The organism is Glaciibacter superstes DSM 21135 (assembly GCF_000421145.1).
Lineage (GTDB): Bacteria > Actinomycetota > Actinomycetes > Actinomycetales > Microbacteriaceae > Cryobacterium > Cryobacterium superstes.
This window is the reverse complement of sequence record NZ_ATWH01000011.1, coordinates 22,559-40,552: the sequence shown is the minus strand read 5'-3', so window position 1 is coordinate 40,552 and position 17,994 is coordinate 22,559. Positions and strand designations below refer to the sequence as shown.

Below are 17,994 nucleotides of genomic sequence, written 5' to 3'. Positions count from 1 at the left end.
CCCGATGTCACCCGTGGGTGTAAGACTCGGTTCATGGCAGGCACAGTTCACTCCCCCGGCGCCTCTTCCGCTGATTCCCTTTCCTCGGCGCGCTGCGGCATCGTTCCGCCGTACCTCCTCCTGCGACTGGCGCGGCTCGACGACCCGCGGTTCGCGGCTGCTTCAGACGCTGCCCGGCATTCGCTGTTGCGCGACGCGCCCATCCGCGACGTGCGCGCGCCTGAACCGTCGCCGCATCCGTCTGCTCGGCCAACGAAGCCGCATCCTGCGCGGGAGCCGGCGACTCCCGGTTCACCGAGGCGCAGCGTTTCGGATGCCGTCGGCCGCGAAGACCTGCCGGGCCGGCTGGTGCGCGTGGAGGGCCAGCCTCCTGTCGCCGATGTCACCGTCAACGAGGCTTACGACGGGCTCGGCGAGACATACTCCTTCTTCTGGAGCGCATTCGAGCGGGACTCGATCGACGGCAATGGACTGCCACTGAACGCCACCGTGCACTTCGGCGAGAAGTACGACAACGCCTTCTGGGACGGCCAGCGCATGGTCTTCGGAGACGGCGACGGGCAGGTGTTCAACCGCTTCACTGTGTCGCTGTCAGTGATCGGCCACGAGCTCACCCACGGTGTAACCCAGTTCACCGCGAACCTCGTCTACCGCGGGCAGTCCGGCGCGCTCAACGAGTCGGTCTCAGATGTGTTCGGTTCCCTTGTCGAACAGAAGGCGAAGGGCCAGTCGACCGCCGAGGCCAGCTGGTTGATCGGCGAGGGCCTGTTCACCGATGAGGTCGAGGGCAACGCCCTCCGTTCGATGAAGGCGCCCGGAACTGCGTACAACGATGATGTCCTCGGCAAAGACCCCCAGCCGGCCAGCATGGCGGACTATGTCGAGACTGACGACGACTACGGCGGGGTGCACCTGAATTCCGGCATCCCGAACCGTGCTTTCTACTTGGTGGCCGATTCCCTTGGCGGTAACGCGTGGGACGCCCCTGGCCACATCTGGTATCAGACCCTCACCGGTGGTGACCTCAGCGCAACCGTGGATTTTGCCGGCTTCGCCGAAGCCACCTCGAAGACGGCGTTTCGGTTGTTCGGAGACGGCTCGCCGGAGCACAAAGCGGTGGCCTCAGCCTGGGTGACCGTCGGCGTCACCAAGAGCCAGTCGGATGACCGTACTGGCATGAACTCCCCTCACTGAAAGTGAGTACGCTGCCGAAAAGGAACACGCCATGAACCGCTGGTCTCACACACGCTCGTCGCTCGTTGCTTCCTTAGCGGCGTTGACCATGGTGATGTTGTCTGCGTGTAGCAGCGGGTCAGTGGGATCGAGACACGAGATTTACGACTCGCTCAGCGCGCTGATCGCCGACAGCACCGCTGTCGTGGAAGTTCAGGTGGAGGATCGCAACAGCGTCGCGGCAGGTGAAGATTCGTCCGCTTACACGGCCGCGACGGTTGTGGTTGTAGCGGCAGTGCAACCACCCGATCTTGCAAAATCGGCCGTCGATATGCCGTCTCGCCTGGAAGAAGGGTCGACTGTCGTGATTCGTCAAATGGGCGAACCCGGCACCCAAGCCGATACGCCCTATTTGGAACCGGGCAACCGGTACCTCGTGTTCCTCACACCGACCCAGCTGCCGAACGCTGCTGCCAACGAGTTCTACATAACCGGAGCTGTAGCCGGCATCTACAAGGCGGACGCCGACGGCTTCGTGAGATCGAGCCAGGATGGGGACCGCATCCCCGAGATCTTGACGCTGAAGGATCTCGAGTAGTTCCTGCTGCGATGCAACGTTCGTATCGACGAACAGCGTGTGACGCCGATGCGGGCAGTCGCTCTTCGCGGGGCGGGAGAATATGCGCAGGGCTAACGCGCGGCCAAGACGCAGAATTCGTTTCCTTCCGGATCGGCCATCACAACCCAGGATGCGCTGCCCTGACCGATGTCGAGGCGGCTGGCCCCAAGGCTGATGAGTCGCTCGACCTCCGCCTGTTGATCGTCGGGCACCCATTCGAGGTGGAGCCGGTTCTTATGCTGCTTGTGCTCGGCAACCTTGATGAACATCAAGCTGGGCGTCTGACCAGGAGCAGGAGCCAGCTCTATTGCGTCGCCGTCCTCGTCAACGATCTGCCACCCCGTGGCCGCTTGCCACCATCGCGCGAGCGACGAAAGATCACTGCAGTCGACAACAATTTCCTCGAGACGAAGAGCCATGCTTCAAGGCTAGGCAAGGGCTGCCACAAAGACAAGGAAGTGGGTGTCCCGCTGCGGGTTCCGAGATTGATCCTGCGGTGAGAGTGTGCCTGTAAGGCCCGCCTGGTCTCCACTCGAGGTGTGTGCGGGGTCGACCGGAGCGGGGCGACGCGATAGCATCACCGCATGAAGGTCATCGTCTCGCGGAGCGGCGGCATCACGGGCATCAGGGTCACCTGGCAGGTTCGGGTCGACATGCAGCCGGATGCCGACTGGTGGCAGACCCTCATCAACGGACTGCCCTGGAACGAGATTGAAGCCAGCGAACCGAAGCCGGACCGCTACGTGTACCGGATCAGGTGCGCTCCCCACGAGGTCGTACTGGCCGAGCCGCAGGTACAGGGACCGTGGCGGGAACTCGTCGACCGGGTGAAGGAAGTGAATGACCACGACCAGGTGAGCGGCCGCGAACGGCACGGTGAGCAGGGCGAAGAAGAGGTCACCGAGCAGGGCGCACGGAACAGTGAACAGGGAATAGCGCACGACAGTTCAGTGGCGCCGCCGTCAGGCGAGTCTCAGTAGTACCTTCGCCGCACGCACTGGCGATCGCGAGGGCCACCACGGTGAACGGGATCGCGAACCTGTCCGTGAGTCGCACCATTGGCGCCTTGCTGGCCGCGGCGTGTTCGACGAGGTTGACGATCTGCTCGTACTGGCTGTCCTTCGCCGCCCGCGTCACGCTCGGTCTAACAGCAGTGGCACCGTTGACCCCGCCGCTGAGGCCTCCTCGCCTGCGATCCGTTCCACTGGGAGACTCTCCCCGGTGAGGGAGGACTCGTCGAAGGTACCGATATCGCTGATCAATGTGCCGTCGACGGGGACGATCTCGTTGGCGCGGACCATCAACCGGTCACCGGGCGCGATCGTGTCGATCGGCACCTCAACGGTGGTCCCGTCTGCGGCCAGCCGATGTCCCGCCTGCGGGGCGCGAACCAATAGCGCAGTGAGGTCGCGCTTGGCTCGGTTGGCAGCGTAGTCCTCAAGCGCCTCGCCGCGGGTGAGCACGATCACCGCCCATGCCTCGCCGACTACGACGGATGCACCGATCGCGGTCACGGCGAGGATGTCGACCCCGAACGTCCCGGACCGCAGCTCGCGCAGTATCCTCCACGCCGATCGCGCCGCCATCAGGAGCGCGAAGACCGTCGGCAGCCAAAGAGCATGCTCCGCCCAAGGCGTGAGCAACTGAATCCCGGCCACAGCAGCCACCACCAGGGCAGCCAGCACCTGCGGGTATCTACGGAACCGGACAAATAGGCGAAGGATCATGCGGCCTCGTCTTTCCTGTACGGAGTGCTGGCGAGTGGTCTCTTCCCAACGCTACGCGCCATCACCGGGTATACACATGCTCATAGCCGACCGGCTCTCGACGCAGGCCCCGGCGTGATCTGCGTTCCGACGATGCCGTCGACGACCTCTTCGGCGTGTTCGAGGGCTCCGATTGCGGCTGGTTTGCCCGTGTTCTCCACGAAGGTGCAGGCCGCGTCCACTTTGGGTCCCATGGATCCGGCCGGGAACGGCAGCGCCCGAAGCAGACCGGGGGTGGTGTCCCCGATGACGCGTTCGTCGGGGGTGCCGTAGTCGGTGAGCGCACCGGGGACGTCGGTGAGGATCACCAGCTGCTCGGCGCCCAAAGCACGAGCGAGGAGCGCCGCGGTGTGGTCCTTATCGATGACCGCTTCCACCGGTGTGTAGCCGTCGTGGTCGGTGAGGGGGATCCCGCCCCCTCCGCCCATGATCACCGTCGCGCCGGTGTCCAGCAGGGTGGCTCCGGCGTGGAGCTCCACGATTCGCTGTGGGAGTGGGGAGAACACGACCCGTCGCCACCCGTCGCCGTCGCGGGCGATGTCCCAGCCGTGATCTGCGGCGAGCCGGTGTGCGCGGTGATGGTCGTAGACCGCGCCGATGAACTTCGTCGGCTCGCCCATGGCCGGGTCGTCCGCGTCGATGACGGTGTGGGTGACCAAGGTGACGATCGGGCCGGCCAGTCCCGCGTTGTGCAGTGCCTGCGTGAGGAGGGATCCGATCAGTCCCTGCGTCTCGGCGTCGAGCGCAGCCAGGGGGTACGGTGCGGTGAGGGTGGCATCGTCGGTGGATTCGCGGGCGAGGAGACCGACCTGCGGGCCGTTGCCGTGCACAAACACAACCTGATGCTGAACTGCGAGTCGTGCCAGCGCCGGCGCGGCGAGGGCAAGCCTGGCGACCTGGGTCGCTGCCTCCGGCGGTTCGTGGCGGTGCAGGAGCGCGTTGCCGCCGAGGGCGATCACGAGCCGCATGTCACGCTCCATCGAGGATGGGTTGCGACCGGTTGAGACTGCAGAGCATAACGGCTTTGATGGTGTGCAGCCTGTTCTCGGCCTGGTCGAACACGATCGAGTGCGGGGAGCGGAACACGTCGTCCGAAACTTCCGCGCCGTCCAGCCCGTACCCGGTGAACAGTTCGTGTCCGAGTTGGGAGTTCTGGTCGTGGATGGCGGGCAGGCAGTGCAAGACCTTCACGGCAGGGTTGCCGGTGCGTTGCACCATCGCCTGGTCGATCCGGTAGGGGCGCAGCAGCGGGATGCGTTCGGCCCACGCTTCGCGGGGCTCGCCCATGCTCACCCACACATCGGTGTAGAGGAAGTCCGCCCCGGTCACGGCCTGGTCGATGTCGTCGGTGACCAGCACCCTGCCGCCGGATGTCGCGGCGATCCGTCCCGCAGCGTGGATGATGTCGTCCTCGGGGCGGAGAGCGTCCGGGCAGGCGATCCGAACGTCCATGCCAATGAGCGCACCGCTGGTGAGGAGGCTGTTGGCGACGTTGTCGCGCGCGTCGCCCAGGAAGCACACCGCGAGCTGCTCCAGGGGTTTCGCCGCGTGCTCGCGCATCGTGAGCAGGTCGGCGAGAGCCTGGGTCGGGTGCCAGCGGTCGGTGAGGCCGTTCCACACCGGGACTCCCGCGAAGCGGGCGAGGGCTTCGACGTCGTTGTGCGCGTATCCGCGGAACGCGATCCCGTCGTAGAGGCGGCCGAGCACGATCGCGGTGTCCTCGATCGACTCGGTCACCCCGACGTGACTGCTGGCCGGGTCGATGTAGGTGCAGTGCCCGCCCTGCTCGTCGATCGCGACCTCGAATGCGGCGCGGGTGCGGGTGGAGGGTTTCTCGAACAGCAACGCGATCGTCTTGCCGATCAGTCGCTGCTGCTCGACACCGTTCGCCCGTTCGGTCTTCAGATGGGCGGCGACACCGAGCTGATGCTCGAGTTGTTCGCGCGTGAGGTCGCTGTCTTCGAGGAGGTGCCGAGGCGGCAGGAGCGAGGTCATCGTTGTCGTCGCCGTTCAGTTGGCGGGGTCGCGTTGGATGGGGCAGGACATGCAGCGGGAGCCGCCGCGGCCGCGGCCGAGCTCGCTGCCGCCGATCGTGATGACCTCGATACCGTGCTTTCGGAGCATCGTGTTGGTGGCGACGTTGCGGTCGTACCCGATCACGACACCTGGAGCGATGGAGAGGAAGTTGTTCGCATCGTCCCACTGCTCCCGGGCCGCCGCTCTGGGATCCTCCTGCGTCACGAGGACGCGCAGATCCTCGGCGTCGAGCGTCTTCGCCAGCAAGGGGAAGAGCAGTTCCGCGCGACCGACCGCGAGGTGGTCCGGGTCGTCGCTGGGGGTGATCAAGTGGGCGCTCAGGCGTTCGCGATCAAGGGATGGCGAGAGGATGAAGGTGCGCTCGTCGAGCATCGTCATGAGCGTGTCGAGGTGCATCGTCGCGTGTGACTTCGGGAGAGGGACGGTGATGACCCGCTCGGCCTGCCCGGTGCGAAACAGGGCTTGCGCGAGGGTTTCGACGGCCATCGGGGTGGAGCGTTCGCCCATGCCGATCAGGACGGTGCCGTGACCGAGGATATGGATGTCGCCGCCCTCAATCACCGATACCTGCCGGATCTCGTCGGGGTTGTAGCGTTCGATCTCCGTGGCGGCGAACAGCGGGTGGTGGTTGTAAATGACGCGGGCGTTCACGGTCTCCGGGACTCGAGCGGGTTTTGCCATCACGTTCACGTTCACGCCCTGGTAGGCCCAGGCGGAGCTGTCGCGAGGGAAGAGGGTGTTCGGGAGGGGCGGGAGGAGGAACCCATGGGGGTCGCGGATCTGCCAGAGCAGACTGTCGGTCGCTGGGCTCCCGAATTCCTCCATGGTGATCCCACCGATGATCTGCTCCGCGAGCTCGGCCGGGGGCTGGGCGTCGAGATGCCGGCGCAGCTCCGGTGCAAGGGTCGGCCCGAAACGGTCGGGTGTGCAGAGCCGGTCGAGCAAGAATTCTCGTGCGGTGGGGAATGCGAGGGTCTCGGCGAGCAGTTCCGCGAAGTAGTGAACGACCACTCCGTGGGAGCGGAGTACTTCGACGAACGCGTCGTGCTCTGCACGCGCCTTCGACGACCAGAGCACGTCGTCGAACAGCAGCTCGTCGCAGTTGTCCGGGGTGAGCCGGTCCAGCTCGACCCCGGGCCGGTGCACGATCACCTGCCGGAGCGTCCCGACCTCCGAGTCCACCCCGAGGCTCCTCTCCGCAGTAGTCGTGGCGGGGGCTGGGCTCGTTTGGGTGAGGGTGGTCATGATTGTGTGCCTTTCCCGGCGGTGGCCGGCTCGGTGAGCGGCGGTGATGGTTCGGAAGGGGTGACCAGTGCGGCCGGAGTGTCTGGGACGACGACGGATGTCGACCACGGGGTGGTCGTCGTGATGCCGTGGCGGCGGTTGGAGACCTTCAGCCACACGTACAGCGGCACACCGAGCAGGAACGCGATCGCCCCGTAGAAGGTCGCCTCAGCTCCCGTGCCGATAAGCGCCCAGAAGCTGAACGCGAGGGCGAGGACCGACACGACCATGTCGCGGGCGAAGTGCGGCCAGGACGTGGACCGGGTGCGGCTGAGCAGCCAGTAGATCTGCGCGGCCGCGGAGAACAGGTACGGGACGACCGCGGTGAACACCGTCAGCAGCACGACCATCGTGAACACCTGCTCGAAGCTGGTGTAGGCGAGGATCGTCAGCAGCGTCGCGAAGATCGTGGAGACGAGGATACCGACGATCGGCATCCCGCGCGCCTCGCGGGCGAAGACTCGGGGGAACATGCCGTCTTTCGCGGCGGCGTGCGGCATTTCGCCGACGATGAACGTCCAGCCGACGAGGCATCCGAGTCCGGAGACGATCGCGACGACCGCGATCACCTGACCGGCCCAGGTGCCGGAGAAGATCGCGTCGGCGGCGTCGCTGAACGGGGCGGTCGAGGTGCGCAGGTCGCTGTTGCTGACTGTGCCGAACACGGCGAGGGTGCCGAGGATGTACACGACGGCGCAGGCGAGGGTGCCGTAGATCGTGGCGCGGGGGACGTTCTTGTCGGGATTGCGAACCCGGCCGGCAGCGACCGACGCGGTCTCGATGCCGAGGTAGGCGAATAGGGCAACAGCGCCGGCGCCGGCGAGGGCGGTCCAGCCGTCGGTGCCGGAGGAGTTGAACGGGCCGAAGTTGGCCGGGTTGAGGAAGAACAGGCCGATGATCGCGATGAGGGCGAGTGGCACGATCTTCAGGATCGTGAACACGACCTGCGCGCCGCCCATGCTGCGCAGCCCGAGCACGTTGATGAGCACCGGGATCCACAGGCAGGCGACGGCGATGACGATCGACCAGAGCACGTTGTGGTCGGTGTTGATGAACACCTCCACGTACCCGGTGAGGGCGACGACGATGGCGGCGTTGCCCGCCCACGCGGTCAGCCAGTATGACCAGGCGTTGAGGAACCCGGCGAACTCCCCGAAGGCGTCCCGCGCATACAGGTAAGGCCCTCCGGAGCCGGGAACCCGTTTGGTGAGCCAGCCGAAGACGATCGCCAGGGCGATGGCGCCGATGGTGACGAGGATGAACGCGACGAGGCTGATCGGCCCGAATGCGGCCAGCGCGGTGGGGAGACCGAATACACCGGTACCGATCACGGAACCGACGACCAGGGCGGATGCGGCGGGAAGTCCGAGATGCTTACCCTGCTTGGGGAGCGATGGAGTAGTCATGTCGCCCATCTTCGCGGAGTCCAGCCCGATCCGTGAGGGCCGAAGGTCCTACCGTCTCGGCCCTGTTTCGGTATCGAATAGACGCCAGACCTCGCAGCGGGGAAGGATCACCATGCCGATGACGACGCCCACCCATCCGGGAGAGCCACACACCCCGGGGATCGCCGGGCGGCTGGTTTGACCGGATCCGCGAAGGTGAGCAGGCCCAGAAAAGAAACGCCGCCGAGAGCATGAGCACGAGGATCCAGATCCAGTTCACGTGATGCGCGAACATGCCGGGCTCCCGGCTGGCACGGCGAGTTGGCTCCTGAAGGCTCACTGCCCTCTTGGTCTGAAGGCCCGGGACCATGCCTCACTCCCGGATGGGCTGCAGATTGAGGAACGGCGTGATGTCGATCGGCTCGGTCGGGGGCAGCTCGATGTCAGCCGGATCGATGACCGTCTCGCCGGGCTCTTGAGGTCGTGAAGTCTTCATGACGATGTTCCTTCCTGCCGGGAGGGCACCCCTAGCGGGCGTGACCGGGGAATCCGACACTGCCCATCCTTTGTCGCCTGGCTCATGTGGCATAGGGTCCAAAGTCCCCACTCCGCTGCTGGGGCGGGAGGACCTATGGCCCCTCGCGCCGGTTGACGCGGTCCGTAGGCTGCCCGAACGACCCGCGTTCCGCGGCGACACCCATGAGAGGAGCCGGACGTGGACGCGTACGTCGCCCTCTGGCTGTTCTTCATCGACGGTCTCCTCGGAGTCGTGATCGAAACCGTCTACTGGTGTTCCTCGCCGGCCTCGCGATCTGCACCACGATCGAGTATGCCGTGAGCGCAGGGCTGGAGCGGACGTTCGGGATGGTGTTGTGGGACTACCGGGACAAGCCCGTCAATCTACACGGTCGGATCTGGCTGCAGTCCGCGATCACCTGGGGCCTGATGTCCTTACTGCTGATCTACCTGCTCGACCCGATGAGCATCCGGCTGATTTCCGCGATCCCGCGCCCGGCCGGCGAGACCGCGCTGGCCATCCTCGTCACACTCACCGTGAGCTCCGCGGCTCTGACGATCGCCGCGTTTCGGCGGATCAGGCGACGTGTTGGTGCAGTCGACGCGACCGCGTATGCCGACGAAATCGAAATCGAATCCTGGGGTGATCGCCTGGTCCACCGATTGGCACCCGACATGATCCTCCTCGGCACTTTCTCGCACGCGAACCTCATCGTCCGATACCGCGCCCTTGCGGCTCGATCGCCATCCGTCCGGCCTCGCCGTGGCCCGCGACGGGACCAATGGCCCTTACACGACAAGTCCGAGGCGGCGCACGGTTGATGAGTGCGCAGTTCGCGCACGTGATGAAAGGACGAAGAAGATGAGCATCGCAACCCCGGTCCGCAGCGACCAGGACATCCAGACCGCGGTCCAGGACGAACTCAAATGGACCCCCGACGTGGACGCCGCCGGCGTCGGCGTGGCCGTCGAGGACGGTGCCGTCTCGCTCTCCGGCGAGGTCGACGACTACTCCGAGCGGCTCGCCGCCAAGCGCGCCGCCTTGCGCATCCGAGGCGTCACCGCGGTCGTCGACGACCTGGTGGTGCATCCGAAGTCAGGGTGGACGGTCACGGAGACCGACATCGCCAAGGAGGTCGAGCGCGCCCTCAACTGGGCCAGCAACGTCACTGACACTGTCAAGGCCGAGATCAAGGATCACGCCGTGACCCTCACCGGCCAGGTCAGCTGGGACTTCCAGCGCCAGGCCGCCAAACGCGCCGTGCAGTACCTGCGCGGGGTTAACTCGGTGAACAACATGATCACCCTGACCGCGCGCCCGTCTGCGGTGGATGCCGAGGAGCGCATCAAGAACGCCCTCACCCGCAACGCCCAGCTCGACGCGAAGACCATCGACGCCACCGTGTCCGGCAACAAGGTCACCCTCACCGGAACCGTGCGGTCCTGGGCAGAGAAGCGGCAGGCCGGAAACGCCGCCTGGGCCTCCCCGCACGTCACCGACGTCGACAACCGCATCGTCATCCGGGCCAACTGATCCAAACACGACGGGGCGCGGCAATCGCGCCCCACATGAGAAAGGGGCACCATCATGGCACGCAATCTCGTCCGCTTCGACCCCTTCGCGGGGCTCGATACCCTGCGCCGGAACTTCTTCGACGACGGCCTATTCCGCGCCCTGCGCGGCAAGCTGCCGACCACGGACGTCTACACCGAGCATGACTACGCCCTCGTCGTCGAGGCCCACCTGCCGAACTTCGCCGAGAAGGACATCACGGTAAACGTCGACAAGGGCGCCCTGGTCATCCAGGCCGAGCGGCACGAACAGGAGGAGGACAAGAATAAGAAGTACGTGATCCGCGAGAGCAGCAGCAGCTTTTACCGCAGCATCGCCCTCCCCGAGCAGGCCGAAGACAGCAAGATCAAGGCCGACTTCGACGACGGGATCCTCAAGGTCACCGTGCCGCTGAAGGAGCTCGCGGCACCGACGAAGATCGCGATCGGAGCCGGACACGCGGCCCCGTGACCGGTGGGTGCGCGGGAGCGGAGCGACGACCTTCGTCGTTCTGACTCCCGCTTCCACCGTCCCAGCATCATCCGTGCACGCGGAGGGGGTCCCTCGCCGGTCAAGAATCTGAACTCTGGCGCCCCTTCCTTGATTTGCTTCCCGTCGCTGGTGCTTCCATCTACACGCTCGCTGAGTTCGTGGGCCTGGAGACGGTGTCTGCAAAGCAGTGGGCGAGCCGCGCGTTTGGATGAGCTGCAGTTCGATCTCGGGAAGGTCCGTGCTGGGATGCGATGCGGACCGCGGCTCCCGTGCTCGTGCCGGAACTTCGAGGATGTCCCAATAATGTGTGGCCTGCCTTCAGCCGGGCGGTCCTTGCCGAGGGTGTTGGCGCGATGTTTGTTTTTCCGCTCGTCTTCGGGCCGCTTCGCCTTGGCGCGGTCGATCTCTACGCGGAGGAAGCGGGGAAATCGAGCGGTTCAGTGGTGGCTCTCGCCGTTGTTGTTGTGAAGTGGTCCAGTTTGGTGCTCTCCGTCGGTGAGAACGTACTGGGCCATCATGCCCTGATCTTCGTGCCAGAGCATGTGACAGTGATACATGTATGGGGTCGACGGGTCGGCGAAGGAGCTGAAAGGGACGATCAGCTCGGCGGTATCTCCTGGGGCGATGAATATGGTGTCTTTCCATCCACGGTTCTGGGGTTCTGGGGCTGCGCCGTTCACAGCGTTGACGGCGAACTGTGTTCCGTGGATGTGGAAGTTGTGGGCACGGTCAGAGCTGTTCGAGATCGTCCACGTCTCAGTGGAGTTGGCAGTGATCACGGTATCGATGCGGCTCATGTCCATCGACTTCCCATTGATCGTCGTGTTGCCGAGTGTGAAGTGCCGTTCCGTGGTGGTGTCTTTTCGCTCAGGGAGTGCTGTCGAGGATAGTGCAACGGGGAGCGTTTTCGTGGTGGCGTCGGCCGCCCTGGTAATGCGGAGAATCCCCAGGGTGTCCTCGGCGCCTGAGGTGATGTTGTCGCCGTGACTCATGCCCAGATCGTGTGGAACGGAGCGAAGAACTAGATCGGCATCCCGCGGCACTGGGATGAGGACTTCGGCGCGTTCGGCGGGGGAGAGCAGCAGGCTGGTGAGCGGCTCCGGTGAAGGAAGGAGACCACCATCGGTGCCCACGAGGTAGAACGTTACCCTGGTCGCGAGCTCAAGGTTGTAGCAGCGGGCCGCCGAGGCGTTGAGGATGCGGAAGCGTACGAGGCTCGTGGACGCCTGAAAGCGTGGCTGGTGGGTGCCGTTGACGATCACGGTGTTACCGATCCGGCCGATGGGCGCGGTGATGGGTGTCCCCGGAAGCGTGCGTCCGGACTGGATGGTGACATCCTGAATAATCAGCGGGATATCGTCTACGCCATATTCCGAAGGCAAGGCTGACGACGCGTCGTCGTCGATGAGGAACAGGCCGGCCATGCCTCGGCTGACCTGTAACTCGGTCTGCCCGTGAGGATGCGGGTGATACCAGAGTGTCGTCGCTGGTTGATCGATCTGCCAAGCTGCAGTCCACGTGGCTTCGGGTTTGATGCTCTGATGTGCAGTGCCGTCCTGGCTTGCGGGGAGGATCATGCCGTGCCAATGTGCGGTGGTCGGCATCGTGAGGTCGTTCGTGACGTGGATGCGCACACGTTCCCCGCGCGCGGCTCGTATCGTGGGGCCAAGATGGGTGCCGTTGAACCCCATCGTCGCGAACACGGCACCGGGCACGAGTTCTGTTTCGCCGGCCTGCGCTGTCAGGCGGAAGACCCGTTCACCGTCGATGATCTCCGACTCCAGCAGCGGAGGAATCCGTATGGGCGTGGCGAATGTGGCCCCGGGGTTGCGGGGTTGTCCCTCAGTGATCCAGTATCCGACCGCCCCGATGGCAGTGAGCGCGCCGAGGCCGAGTAGTAGCGTTCGTCGATTGATCCGGATCGGAGGTGGACCGTCTCCAGGTGGCTGTTGGCTGTCGCCGGTGTCTGTGTTCATTCGCTGGCGATGGCCGCTCGGCTGATGTGGGATCGGGCGTGGGCGATCGCGGGCTCGAGTTCGGCAAAGAGATGGTTGGGGTGGCGGAGCGATCCGATGACGCCGAGTCGCTCAAGAACGTGCAGATGTTCGGGTCTGATGCCTTTGATGAGAACCGTGACCCCACGTCGTTCCAGAGCGGTCACGAGGTCAGTGAGGGTGTGTGCGCCGGTGGCGTCGATGAGTTGCAGTTGTGAGAGGCGCAGAATCACCACTTCGATACCCTCATGATCATTGATGCGGTCGAGGATTCGCTCGGCAGCACCGAAGAACAATGAGCCATCGATACGAAAGAGCGCGATCCGTTCATCGCCGGCCAGGGATGAGCCCGGCGGCTCCTCCCTGTGAACACCGCTGGCCGTGCTGAGGGCGCGCAGGGCGAAGAACGCGGCAACGGCGATGCCGATTCCGACAGCGATGATGAGATCGAAACTCACCGTGATGATCGCGGTGATCACGAATACGATCGCATCGGATCGGGTAGATCGCAGCACCTGTTTGATTATTGTGGGGGAGATCATTCTGGCCGCAGTGACCATGAGCACCCCGGAGAGCGCGGCAAACGGAATCACCGCGACGACGTTCGCTGCCAGATAGACGACAGCGAGGAGTGCTAGCGAATGCACGATCGCGGATGCGCGTGTTCTGGCGCCGGATCGCACGTTGACCGCAGTTCGGGCGATAGCGCCGGTGGCGGGCATCCCGCCAAAGAACCCCGATGCGATCGATGCGAGTCCTTGCCCGACGAGTTCACGATCAGCGTTGTAGGGTCCTGTGTCAGTCATCGACGCTGCCACCCTGGCCGACAGCAGTGATTCGATTGCGGCCAAAGCTGCTACTGCGAATGCAGGGCCCGGCAGGCTCAGCAGGCTTTCCGCCTCGATCACCGGGAGTGTCGGTAGCGGTAGTGAGCGAGGCAACTCCCCGATCGTGTCCAGTGGCAGGCCGAGGAGGGATGCGCCGAGCGTCACGACCACGATCGCGATGAAGGATGCCGGGAGTCGACCGCTGATGCGGCTCAGGAGCAGCATGACGACAGCGACGACTGCAACAGTCGCGAGCGGAGAGAAAGCCGCCGGCCAATCCGCGCCCAGAGCTGACTCCATGGCAGCAATGACGGCGTTGGTGCTGTGTCCGGCCCCTCCCACGCCGACTGCAGCAGGAATCTGCTGGAGAAAGATGATCACTCCGATGCCGACGGTGAATCCCTCGATCACCGGCCAGGGAATGTAGCTAACCGTTCGCCCCAGGCGCAGTACGCCGGCGAGCAACACGATGATGCCTGCGAGGATGCTGATGAGCATCACGGAACCGACGCCGTGGCTGACCACGATCGGGGCGAGTACTACCACCATCGCTCCGGTCGGCCCGGACACCTGAACATTCGAGCCGCCGAACACTGCAGCGACTAAACCGGCGACGATTGCCGTGATGAGACCAGCTTCGGCCCCCACACCGGAGCTCACGCCGAATGCCAAGGCCAGAGGGAGCGCCACGATGCCGACCGTGACACCCGCGACCAGGTCGCCGCGCCAACTCCGGCGAAGCTCCGTATAGTCCAGAAGGTTTGGTAGCAGCGTTCTCAGCGACCATGACGAGGCTCTCATCGAGCAGAAGAGATCGCGGGCAGAGTCAGGGCCGAGGCCTGGTGTCTCTGCGAATCCTGTAACAACTCCGAAAGCAACTGACGGGCCACTCGCAACAAGTCGGCAACCTGAGGGAACGCTAAACGGTAGTAAACGACACTCGCTCGTCGCTCGGACACGACTAAGCCGTAGCGGCGCAGCACCGAGAGGTGCTGCGAGAGATGGGAAGCCTCAAGTCCGGTCTCAGCGATCAGGTCTGAGACAGGTGCCTCGTGGACACCCGCGAGGATCTCTAACACTCGGATGCGATAGGGGTGGGCGAGGCCCTTGAACAGATTCGCCTTGATCTCGTACACGGGCCGCTCGTTGTTGTCGAATGCCATGCGACGCTCCTTGTGCACTTCAGAATGAACCGCGGAATACTGACTTGATGAATTCATCATACCACCCAGAGCTTTTCCGCCTTTCCCACTCAGTGTCTAGTCGCTCGGCTTGTGCTCAGCTGAACTCATGACGGTTGAGCTCAGAGTTGCGAACGCCATGGAATCGGCTGGTATGACACTGGTGTCACGTCCGTGGCGGCGTAGCAGGCGCATGGCGTTGATGATAACGATGAGGACTGATGCTTCGTGGACGAGCATTCCGATTGACATTGTCATCCCGCCAAGGAGTACGCCGAGCAGAAGCAGGGACACCGTGACCACGGCGATTGTGATGTTCTGACGCATGTTATTCACCGTGCGCCGGGCGAGGGAGATCGCTTCGGGGAGTTTGAGGAGGTTGTCGCCCATGAGGGCGATGTCGGCGGTTTCCACCGCCACGGCAGAGCCGGCCGCTCCCATTGCGACTCCGATGTTCGCCGTGGCCAGTGCGGGAGCGTCGTTCACGCCGTCGCCGACCATTGCCACGATGTGGCCCTCCGCCTGAAGCGCGGTGACAACGTTGAGTTTGTCTTCGGGCAGCAGCGAGCCTCGGATCTCGTCGGCGCCGGTGATCGACCCGATGGCATTGGCTACCAGCGGTGCGTCCCCGGTGAGCATGATGACTCTCTTGACACCAGCGGCATGCAAGTTCGTCACCATCTGGGCGGCATCAGGCCGCACTTCGTCGGCGACACCGACCACACCGGCGACCGTGTAATCGACGGCCACGATCATTGGAGTGCGGCCCGCCTGGGCCAGCTCATCCGCCACCCGAGCGGCGGCAGCCGTGTGCGAGATTCCGTACTGGGTGAGGAGAGCCAGATTGCCGATCAGGATCCGACGGCCTGCAGTGTTGACCGCGATGCCCTTGCCCGGAACCGGTTCGGTTGACTCCGGCAGACCGGTGACGCTGAAGCCTTCGCTTACAGCTGCATCCAGGATCGCCCGGGCCAACGGATGCTCTGAGCCTGCTTCGGCCCGTCCCGCCCAGGTCAGTACCTGCTCCCGAGTCATGCTTCGGTCCAGCACGATAACGTCGGTCACGCGCGGGCGGCCCATCGTCAGCGTGCCGGTCTTGTCCACAGCGACAACGGTGATTCTCGCGGAAGTCTCCAAGAATTCGCCACCCTTGATGAGGATGCCGTCTTTCGCGGCCCGGCCGATGCCGGCGACCATCGAGACGGGGATGGAGATGACGAGTGCTCCGGGGCAGCCGATGACCAGCAGCGTCAGCGCCAGGACGACGTCGCCGGTCAGCACCCCGACGACAAGCGCCAGGATCATGATCGCGGGGGTGTACCAGGCGGAGAACCGGTCCATGAACACTTGAGTCTTGGCCTTGGCGCCCTGCGCGTCCTCGACACGGTGAATGATTCTGGCCAGCGTGGTGTCAGCTCCGACGCCGGTGGCGCGCACCTGTAAAAATCCGCTCCGAGAGACGGTACCGGCGAAGACACGGTCACCGATCATCTTCTCCACCGGCATGGATTCACCGGTAATCGATGCTTCATCGAGGGCACCGGTACCACCGGTGACCTCGCCATCGACGGGAACCTTGGCGCCGTTCTTGACCAGGACGGTCTCACCCATGATCACGGCGCCGGCAGAGACGTCCACTTGCTCACCGTCGCGCAGAACAATGGCGACGTCGGGAGCGACGGCGACCAGCGCGGCCAGAGCGGATCGGGTTTTGTTCAGGGTTGCCGTCTCAAGGGCGTGACCGATCGCGAAGAGGAAGGTCACCGCGGCGGCTTCCCAATATTGACCGATGATGACCGCACCGATCGCGGCCACCGAAACCAGCAGATCGATACCGATGAATTTCGCTCTAAGCGCTCGCGCCGCGTTCATCACGATTCGGGTATCGGCCACCACTGCGGCGGCCACCATAACGATGTTGCCGACCGTGTCGATACGGGATACCTGGAGGATCACAAGCGCGGTGATGATCAATAACCCCGAGACGGCCGGGATCATCCACCGGTTATTCATCCAACTGCGTAACGCGCTCATGTCACTTGCCCTTCTTTGACATTGATGAAGCCCCGGCCCATGGGGCGCATTCAAACCGCAGCGATGCAGGGTGCAGAGCCTGCTGGTCCGCTGCGCGTTGTCTACGACGCGGTCAGAAGGTGGCCGGGCGTGATTTGTAACCGGCCTTTGCGACTGCCGCCACCAGGTCGTCGACGCTCACGACCGACGGGTCGTGGTCGATCTCGATGCGGGCGGAGGCGAAGTGAACCTTGATCGCAGAGACACCGTCCACACGCCTGACCTGCTTCTCGATCTTCGACACGCAGGAGGGGCAGGAAAAACCTTCGGCGCGCAGGAGAGTGCGGGTGGTGGTGGGAGCAGTGGTGCTCATGACGTGGTCCTTCCGATGGTGATAGTCGCCCCTATCTGCCGGGGTAACTATGACGCTACGGTGACCCCACGAAGCACACCATGACGCGCGTCATTTAGCCGCAGCTGCGCGCTGGAAGCTGAATCGCACTGCCGGCGAGGAGCGTTGTCGATACGCTCAAATTATAGAAACCGGAGCGCTTTCAGAGTCTGGAGAATTGTCATGATCGTGAAACTAGTGAGCATTGCCTAAGCTTGCCTAACCTCACTTCGCGCAAGAGGATACCGGCCCGTTCCTCTGAATCAGGTAGGACTCTGGCGTTCCCGGGTAGAAGCAGGTAGACACGAGTCATGAGTGAAACCAACGAGAGCATCAAGAAACTCAGTGAAGACGAAGCATGGGCGTTGCTGTCGACAGCGAGGTTCGGACGGGTCGCGGTTTCGATCGCCGGACAGCCGGATGTCTTCCCGGTCAACTATGTGGCGCAGGCCGGTTCGGTGATGTTCCGCACCGCAGAAGGGACAAAACTTTTCGGCCTCACGGCAAACGAGAAGGTCGCCTTCGAAGTCGATGATTACACCGAGACCGAAGGCTGGAGCATTGTCGTCAAGGGCACTGCGCACGCCCTCGAAACCGAAGCCGAGATCGCTGAGGCCGAACAACTGCCCCTGAAGTCGTGGATTGCGAGCGTCAAACGTCACTACGTGCGCATCGACGTTCACGAGCTGAGCGGTCGGCGTTTCATTTTCGGCGAAGAACCGGATCCAGAACTCGACGCCTCATAGCGCGACTGTCGTGCTGCT

19 protein-coding genes are annotated in these 17,994 nt (G+C 64.2%); 7 read left to right on the top strand and 12 right to left on the bottom strand.

All coding sequences use genetic code 11. The annotated features are described in order from the left end of the window. Positions 1-33 precede the first annotated feature (33 nt). Both K323_RS26525 and K323_RS0115410 read left to right on the top strand, forming a co-directional pair. Positions 34-1,194, top strand: a complete 1,161-nt coding sequence (locus K323_RS26525; protein ID WP_051147400.1) for a M4 family metallopeptidase — start codon at positions 34-36, stop codon at positions 1,192-1,194. 121 nt (positions 1,195-1,315) lie between these two features. Next, a complete protein-coding gene (locus K323_RS0115410) occupies positions 1,316-1,771 on the top strand; it encodes a hypothetical protein (RefSeq protein WP_022886167.1) in 456 nt (151 codons plus the stop codon). 92 nt (positions 1,772-1,863) lie between these two features. Here K323_RS0115410 and K323_RS0115405 read toward each other — a convergent pair whose 3' ends face one another. After that, positions 1,864-2,211: a VOC family protein gene (locus K323_RS0115405; RefSeq protein ID WP_022886166.1), complete on the bottom strand. Its 348-nt coding sequence runs from the start codon at positions 2,209-2,211 to the stop codon at positions 1,864-1,866. Positions 2,212-2,376: 165 nt separating this feature from the next. Here K323_RS0115405 and K323_RS30070 point away from each other — a divergent pair, with 165 nt between their 5' ends. Beyond that, positions 2,377-2,772: a protealysin inhibitor emfourin gene (locus K323_RS30070; protein WP_022886165.1), complete on the top strand. Its 396-nt coding sequence runs from the start codon at positions 2,377-2,379 to the stop codon at positions 2,770-2,772. A gap of 153 nt (positions 2,773-2,925) precedes the next feature. On the opposite strand, the gene K323_RS28530 is transcribed toward K323_RS30070, so the two are convergent. From K323_RS28530 to K323_RS30705, 6 genes are all read right to left on the bottom strand, one after another. Beyond that, complete coding sequence (locus K323_RS28530) at positions 2,926-3,519, bottom strand: P-type ATPase actuator domain-containing protein (protein WP_022886164.1); 594 nt, start codon at positions 3,517-3,519, stop codon at positions 2,926-2,928. 80 nt (positions 3,520-3,599) lie between these two features. Then, complete coding sequence (locus K323_RS0115390; RefSeq protein WP_022886163.1) at positions 3,600-4,526, bottom strand: carbamate kinase; 927 nt, start codon at positions 4,524-4,526, stop codon at positions 3,600-3,602. Position 4,527: 1 nt separating this feature from the next. Beyond that, on the bottom strand, positions 4,528-5,553 hold the full coding sequence (argF, locus tag K323_RS0115385; protein WP_022886162.1) for an ornithine carbamoyltransferase: 1,026 nt from the start codon (positions 5,551-5,553) through the stop codon (positions 4,528-4,530). A 15-nt stretch (positions 5,554-5,568) separates the two neighbouring features. After that, positions 5,569-6,840, bottom strand: a complete 1,272-nt coding sequence (locus tag K323_RS0115380) for an arginine deiminase (protein ID WP_084697367.1) — start codon at positions 6,838-6,840, stop codon at positions 5,569-5,571. Beyond that, positions 6,837-8,285: an amino acid permease gene (locus K323_RS26515; RefSeq protein ID WP_022886160.1), complete on the bottom strand. Its 1,449-nt coding sequence runs from the start codon at positions 8,283-8,285 to the stop codon at positions 6,837-6,839. The genes K323_RS0115380 and K323_RS26515 overlap by 4 nt, the downstream gene beginning before the upstream one ends. A 352-nt stretch (positions 8,286-8,637) precedes the next feature. Continuing rightward, on the bottom strand, positions 8,638-8,760 hold the full coding sequence (locus K323_RS30705; RefSeq protein WP_022886159.1) for a hypothetical protein: 123 nt from the start codon (positions 8,758-8,760) through the stop codon (positions 8,638-8,640). A 293-nt stretch (positions 8,761-9,053) separates the two neighbouring features. On the opposite strand from K323_RS30705, the gene K323_RS0115365 reads away from it, so the two are divergent. Genes K323_RS0115365 through K323_RS26510 form a run of 3 tightly spaced genes read left to right on the top strand, consistent with a single transcriptional unit; the run spans position 9,054 to position 10,803 of the window. Next, entirely contained in the window at positions 9,054-9,602 is a 549-nt protein-coding gene (locus K323_RS0115365; protein WP_022886158.1) for a putative ABC transporter permease, read from the top strand. A 40-nt stretch (positions 9,603-9,642) separates the two neighbouring features. After that, positions 9,643-10,314, top strand: a complete 672-nt coding sequence (locus tag K323_RS0115360) for a BON domain-containing protein (protein ID WP_022886157.1) — start codon at positions 9,643-9,645, stop codon at positions 10,312-10,314. A gap of 54 nt (positions 10,315-10,368) precedes the next feature. After that, a complete protein-coding gene (locus K323_RS26510; protein WP_022886156.1) occupies positions 10,369-10,803 on the top strand; it encodes an Hsp20/alpha crystallin family protein in 435 nt (144 codons plus the stop codon). A 458-nt stretch (positions 10,804-11,261) separates the two neighbouring features. Here K323_RS26510 and K323_RS26505 read toward each other — a convergent pair whose 3' ends face one another. The 5 genes from K323_RS26505 to K323_RS0115330 all read right to left on the bottom strand — a co-directional run bounded on the left by K323_RS26505 (position 11,262) and on the right by K323_RS0115330 (position 17,212). After that, positions 11,262-12,800: a multicopper oxidase family protein gene (locus K323_RS26505; RefSeq protein ID WP_022886155.1), complete on the bottom strand. Its 1,539-nt coding sequence runs from the start codon at positions 12,798-12,800 to the stop codon at positions 11,262-11,264. Next, entirely contained in the window at positions 12,797-14,446 is a 1,650-nt protein-coding gene (locus K323_RS0115345; protein ID WP_022886154.1) for a SulP family inorganic anion transporter, read from the bottom strand. The genes K323_RS26505 and K323_RS0115345 overlap by 4 nt, the downstream gene beginning before the upstream one ends. Further along, positions 14,443-14,808 carry an ArsR/SmtB family transcription factor gene (locus K323_RS0115340; RefSeq protein ID WP_026851709.1) on the bottom strand — a complete coding sequence of 122 codons (366 nt, stop codon included), beginning with the start codon at positions 14,806-14,808 and terminating at the stop codon, positions 14,443-14,445. The genes K323_RS0115345 and K323_RS0115340 overlap by 4 nt, the downstream gene beginning before the upstream one ends. Positions 14,809-14,904: 96 nt before the next feature. Beyond that, positions 14,905-16,860, bottom strand: a complete 1,956-nt coding sequence (locus K323_RS26500) for a heavy metal translocating P-type ATPase (RefSeq protein WP_033373324.1) — start codon at positions 16,858-16,860, stop codon at positions 14,905-14,907. Between the two features lie 112 nt (positions 16,861-16,972). Further along, complete coding sequence (locus K323_RS0115330) at positions 16,973-17,212, bottom strand: heavy-metal-associated domain-containing protein (protein WP_022886151.1); 240 nt, start codon at positions 17,210-17,212, stop codon at positions 16,973-16,975. A gap of 329 nt (positions 17,213-17,541) precedes the next feature. On the opposite strand from K323_RS0115330, the gene K323_RS0115325 reads away from it, so the two are divergent. Continuing rightward, positions 17,542-17,976 carry a pyridoxamine 5'-phosphate oxidase family protein gene (locus K323_RS0115325; RefSeq protein ID WP_022886150.1) on the top strand — a complete coding sequence of 145 codons (435 nt, stop codon included), beginning with the start codon at positions 17,542-17,544 and terminating at the stop codon, positions 17,974-17,976. Positions 17,977-17,994 lie beyond the last annotated feature (18 nt).

Excerpts from the sequence above, each read along its gene's own strand:
- K323_RS26525 (WP_051147400.1), top strand. The coding sequence starts at position 34 with ATGGCAGGCACAGTTCACTCCCCCGGCGCCTCTTCCGCTGATTCCCTT.
- K323_RS0115405 (WP_022886166.1), bottom strand. The coding sequence starts at position 2,211 with ATGGCTCTTCGTCTCGAGGAAATTGTTGTCGACTGCAGTGATCTTTCG.
- K323_RS30070 (WP_022886165.1), top strand. The coding sequence starts at position 2,377 with ATGAAGGTCATCGTCTCGCGGAGCGGCGGCATCACGGGCATCAGGGTC.
- K323_RS28530 (WP_022886164.1), bottom strand. The coding sequence starts at position 3,519 with ATGATCCTTCGCCTATTTGTCCGGTTCCGTAGATACCCGCAGGTGCTG.
- K323_RS0115390 (WP_022886163.1), bottom strand. The coding sequence starts at position 4,526 with ATGCGGCTCGTGATCGCCCTCGGCGGCAACGCGCTCCTGCACCGCCAC.
- argF (WP_022886162.1), bottom strand. The coding sequence starts at position 5,553 with ATGACCTCGCTCCTGCCGCCTCGGCACCTCCTCGAAGACAGCGACCTC.
- K323_RS0115380 (WP_084697367.1), bottom strand. The coding sequence starts at position 6,840 with ATGACCACCCTCACCCAAACGAGCCCAGCCCCCGCCACGACTACTGCG.
- K323_RS26515 (WP_022886160.1), bottom strand. The coding sequence starts at position 8,285 with ATGACTACTCCATCGCTCCCCAAGCAGGGTAAGCATCTCGGACTTCCC.
- K323_RS30705 (WP_022886159.1), bottom strand. The coding sequence starts at position 8,760 with ATGAAGACTTCACGACCTCAAGAGCCCGGCGAGACGGTCATCGATCCG.
- K323_RS0115360 (WP_022886157.1), top strand. The coding sequence starts at position 9,643 with ATGAGCATCGCAACCCCGGTCCGCAGCGACCAGGACATCCAGACCGCG.
- K323_RS26510 (WP_022886156.1), top strand. The coding sequence starts at position 10,369 with ATGGCACGCAATCTCGTCCGCTTCGACCCCTTCGCGGGGCTCGATACC.
- K323_RS26505 (WP_022886155.1), bottom strand. The coding sequence starts at position 12,800 with ATGAACACAGACACCGGCGACAGCCAACAGCCACCTGGAGACGGTCCA.
- K323_RS0115345 (WP_022886154.1), bottom strand. The coding sequence starts at position 14,446 with ATGAGAGCCTCGTCATGGTCGCTGAGAACGCTGCTACCAAACCTTCTG.
- K323_RS0115340 (WP_026851709.1), bottom strand. The coding sequence starts at position 14,808 with ATGGCATTCGACAACAACGAGCGGCCCGTGTACGAGATCAAGGCGAAT.
- K323_RS26500 (WP_033373324.1), bottom strand. The coding sequence starts at position 16,860 with ATGAGCGCGTTACGCAGTTGGATGAATAACCGGTGGATGATCCCGGCC.
- K323_RS0115330 (WP_022886151.1), bottom strand. The coding sequence starts at position 17,212 with ATGAGCACCACTGCTCCCACCACCACCCGCACTCTCCTGCGCGCCGAA.
- K323_RS0115325 (WP_022886150.1), top strand. The coding sequence starts at position 17,542 with ATGAGTGAAACCAACGAGAGCATCAAGAAACTCAGTGAAGACGAAGCA.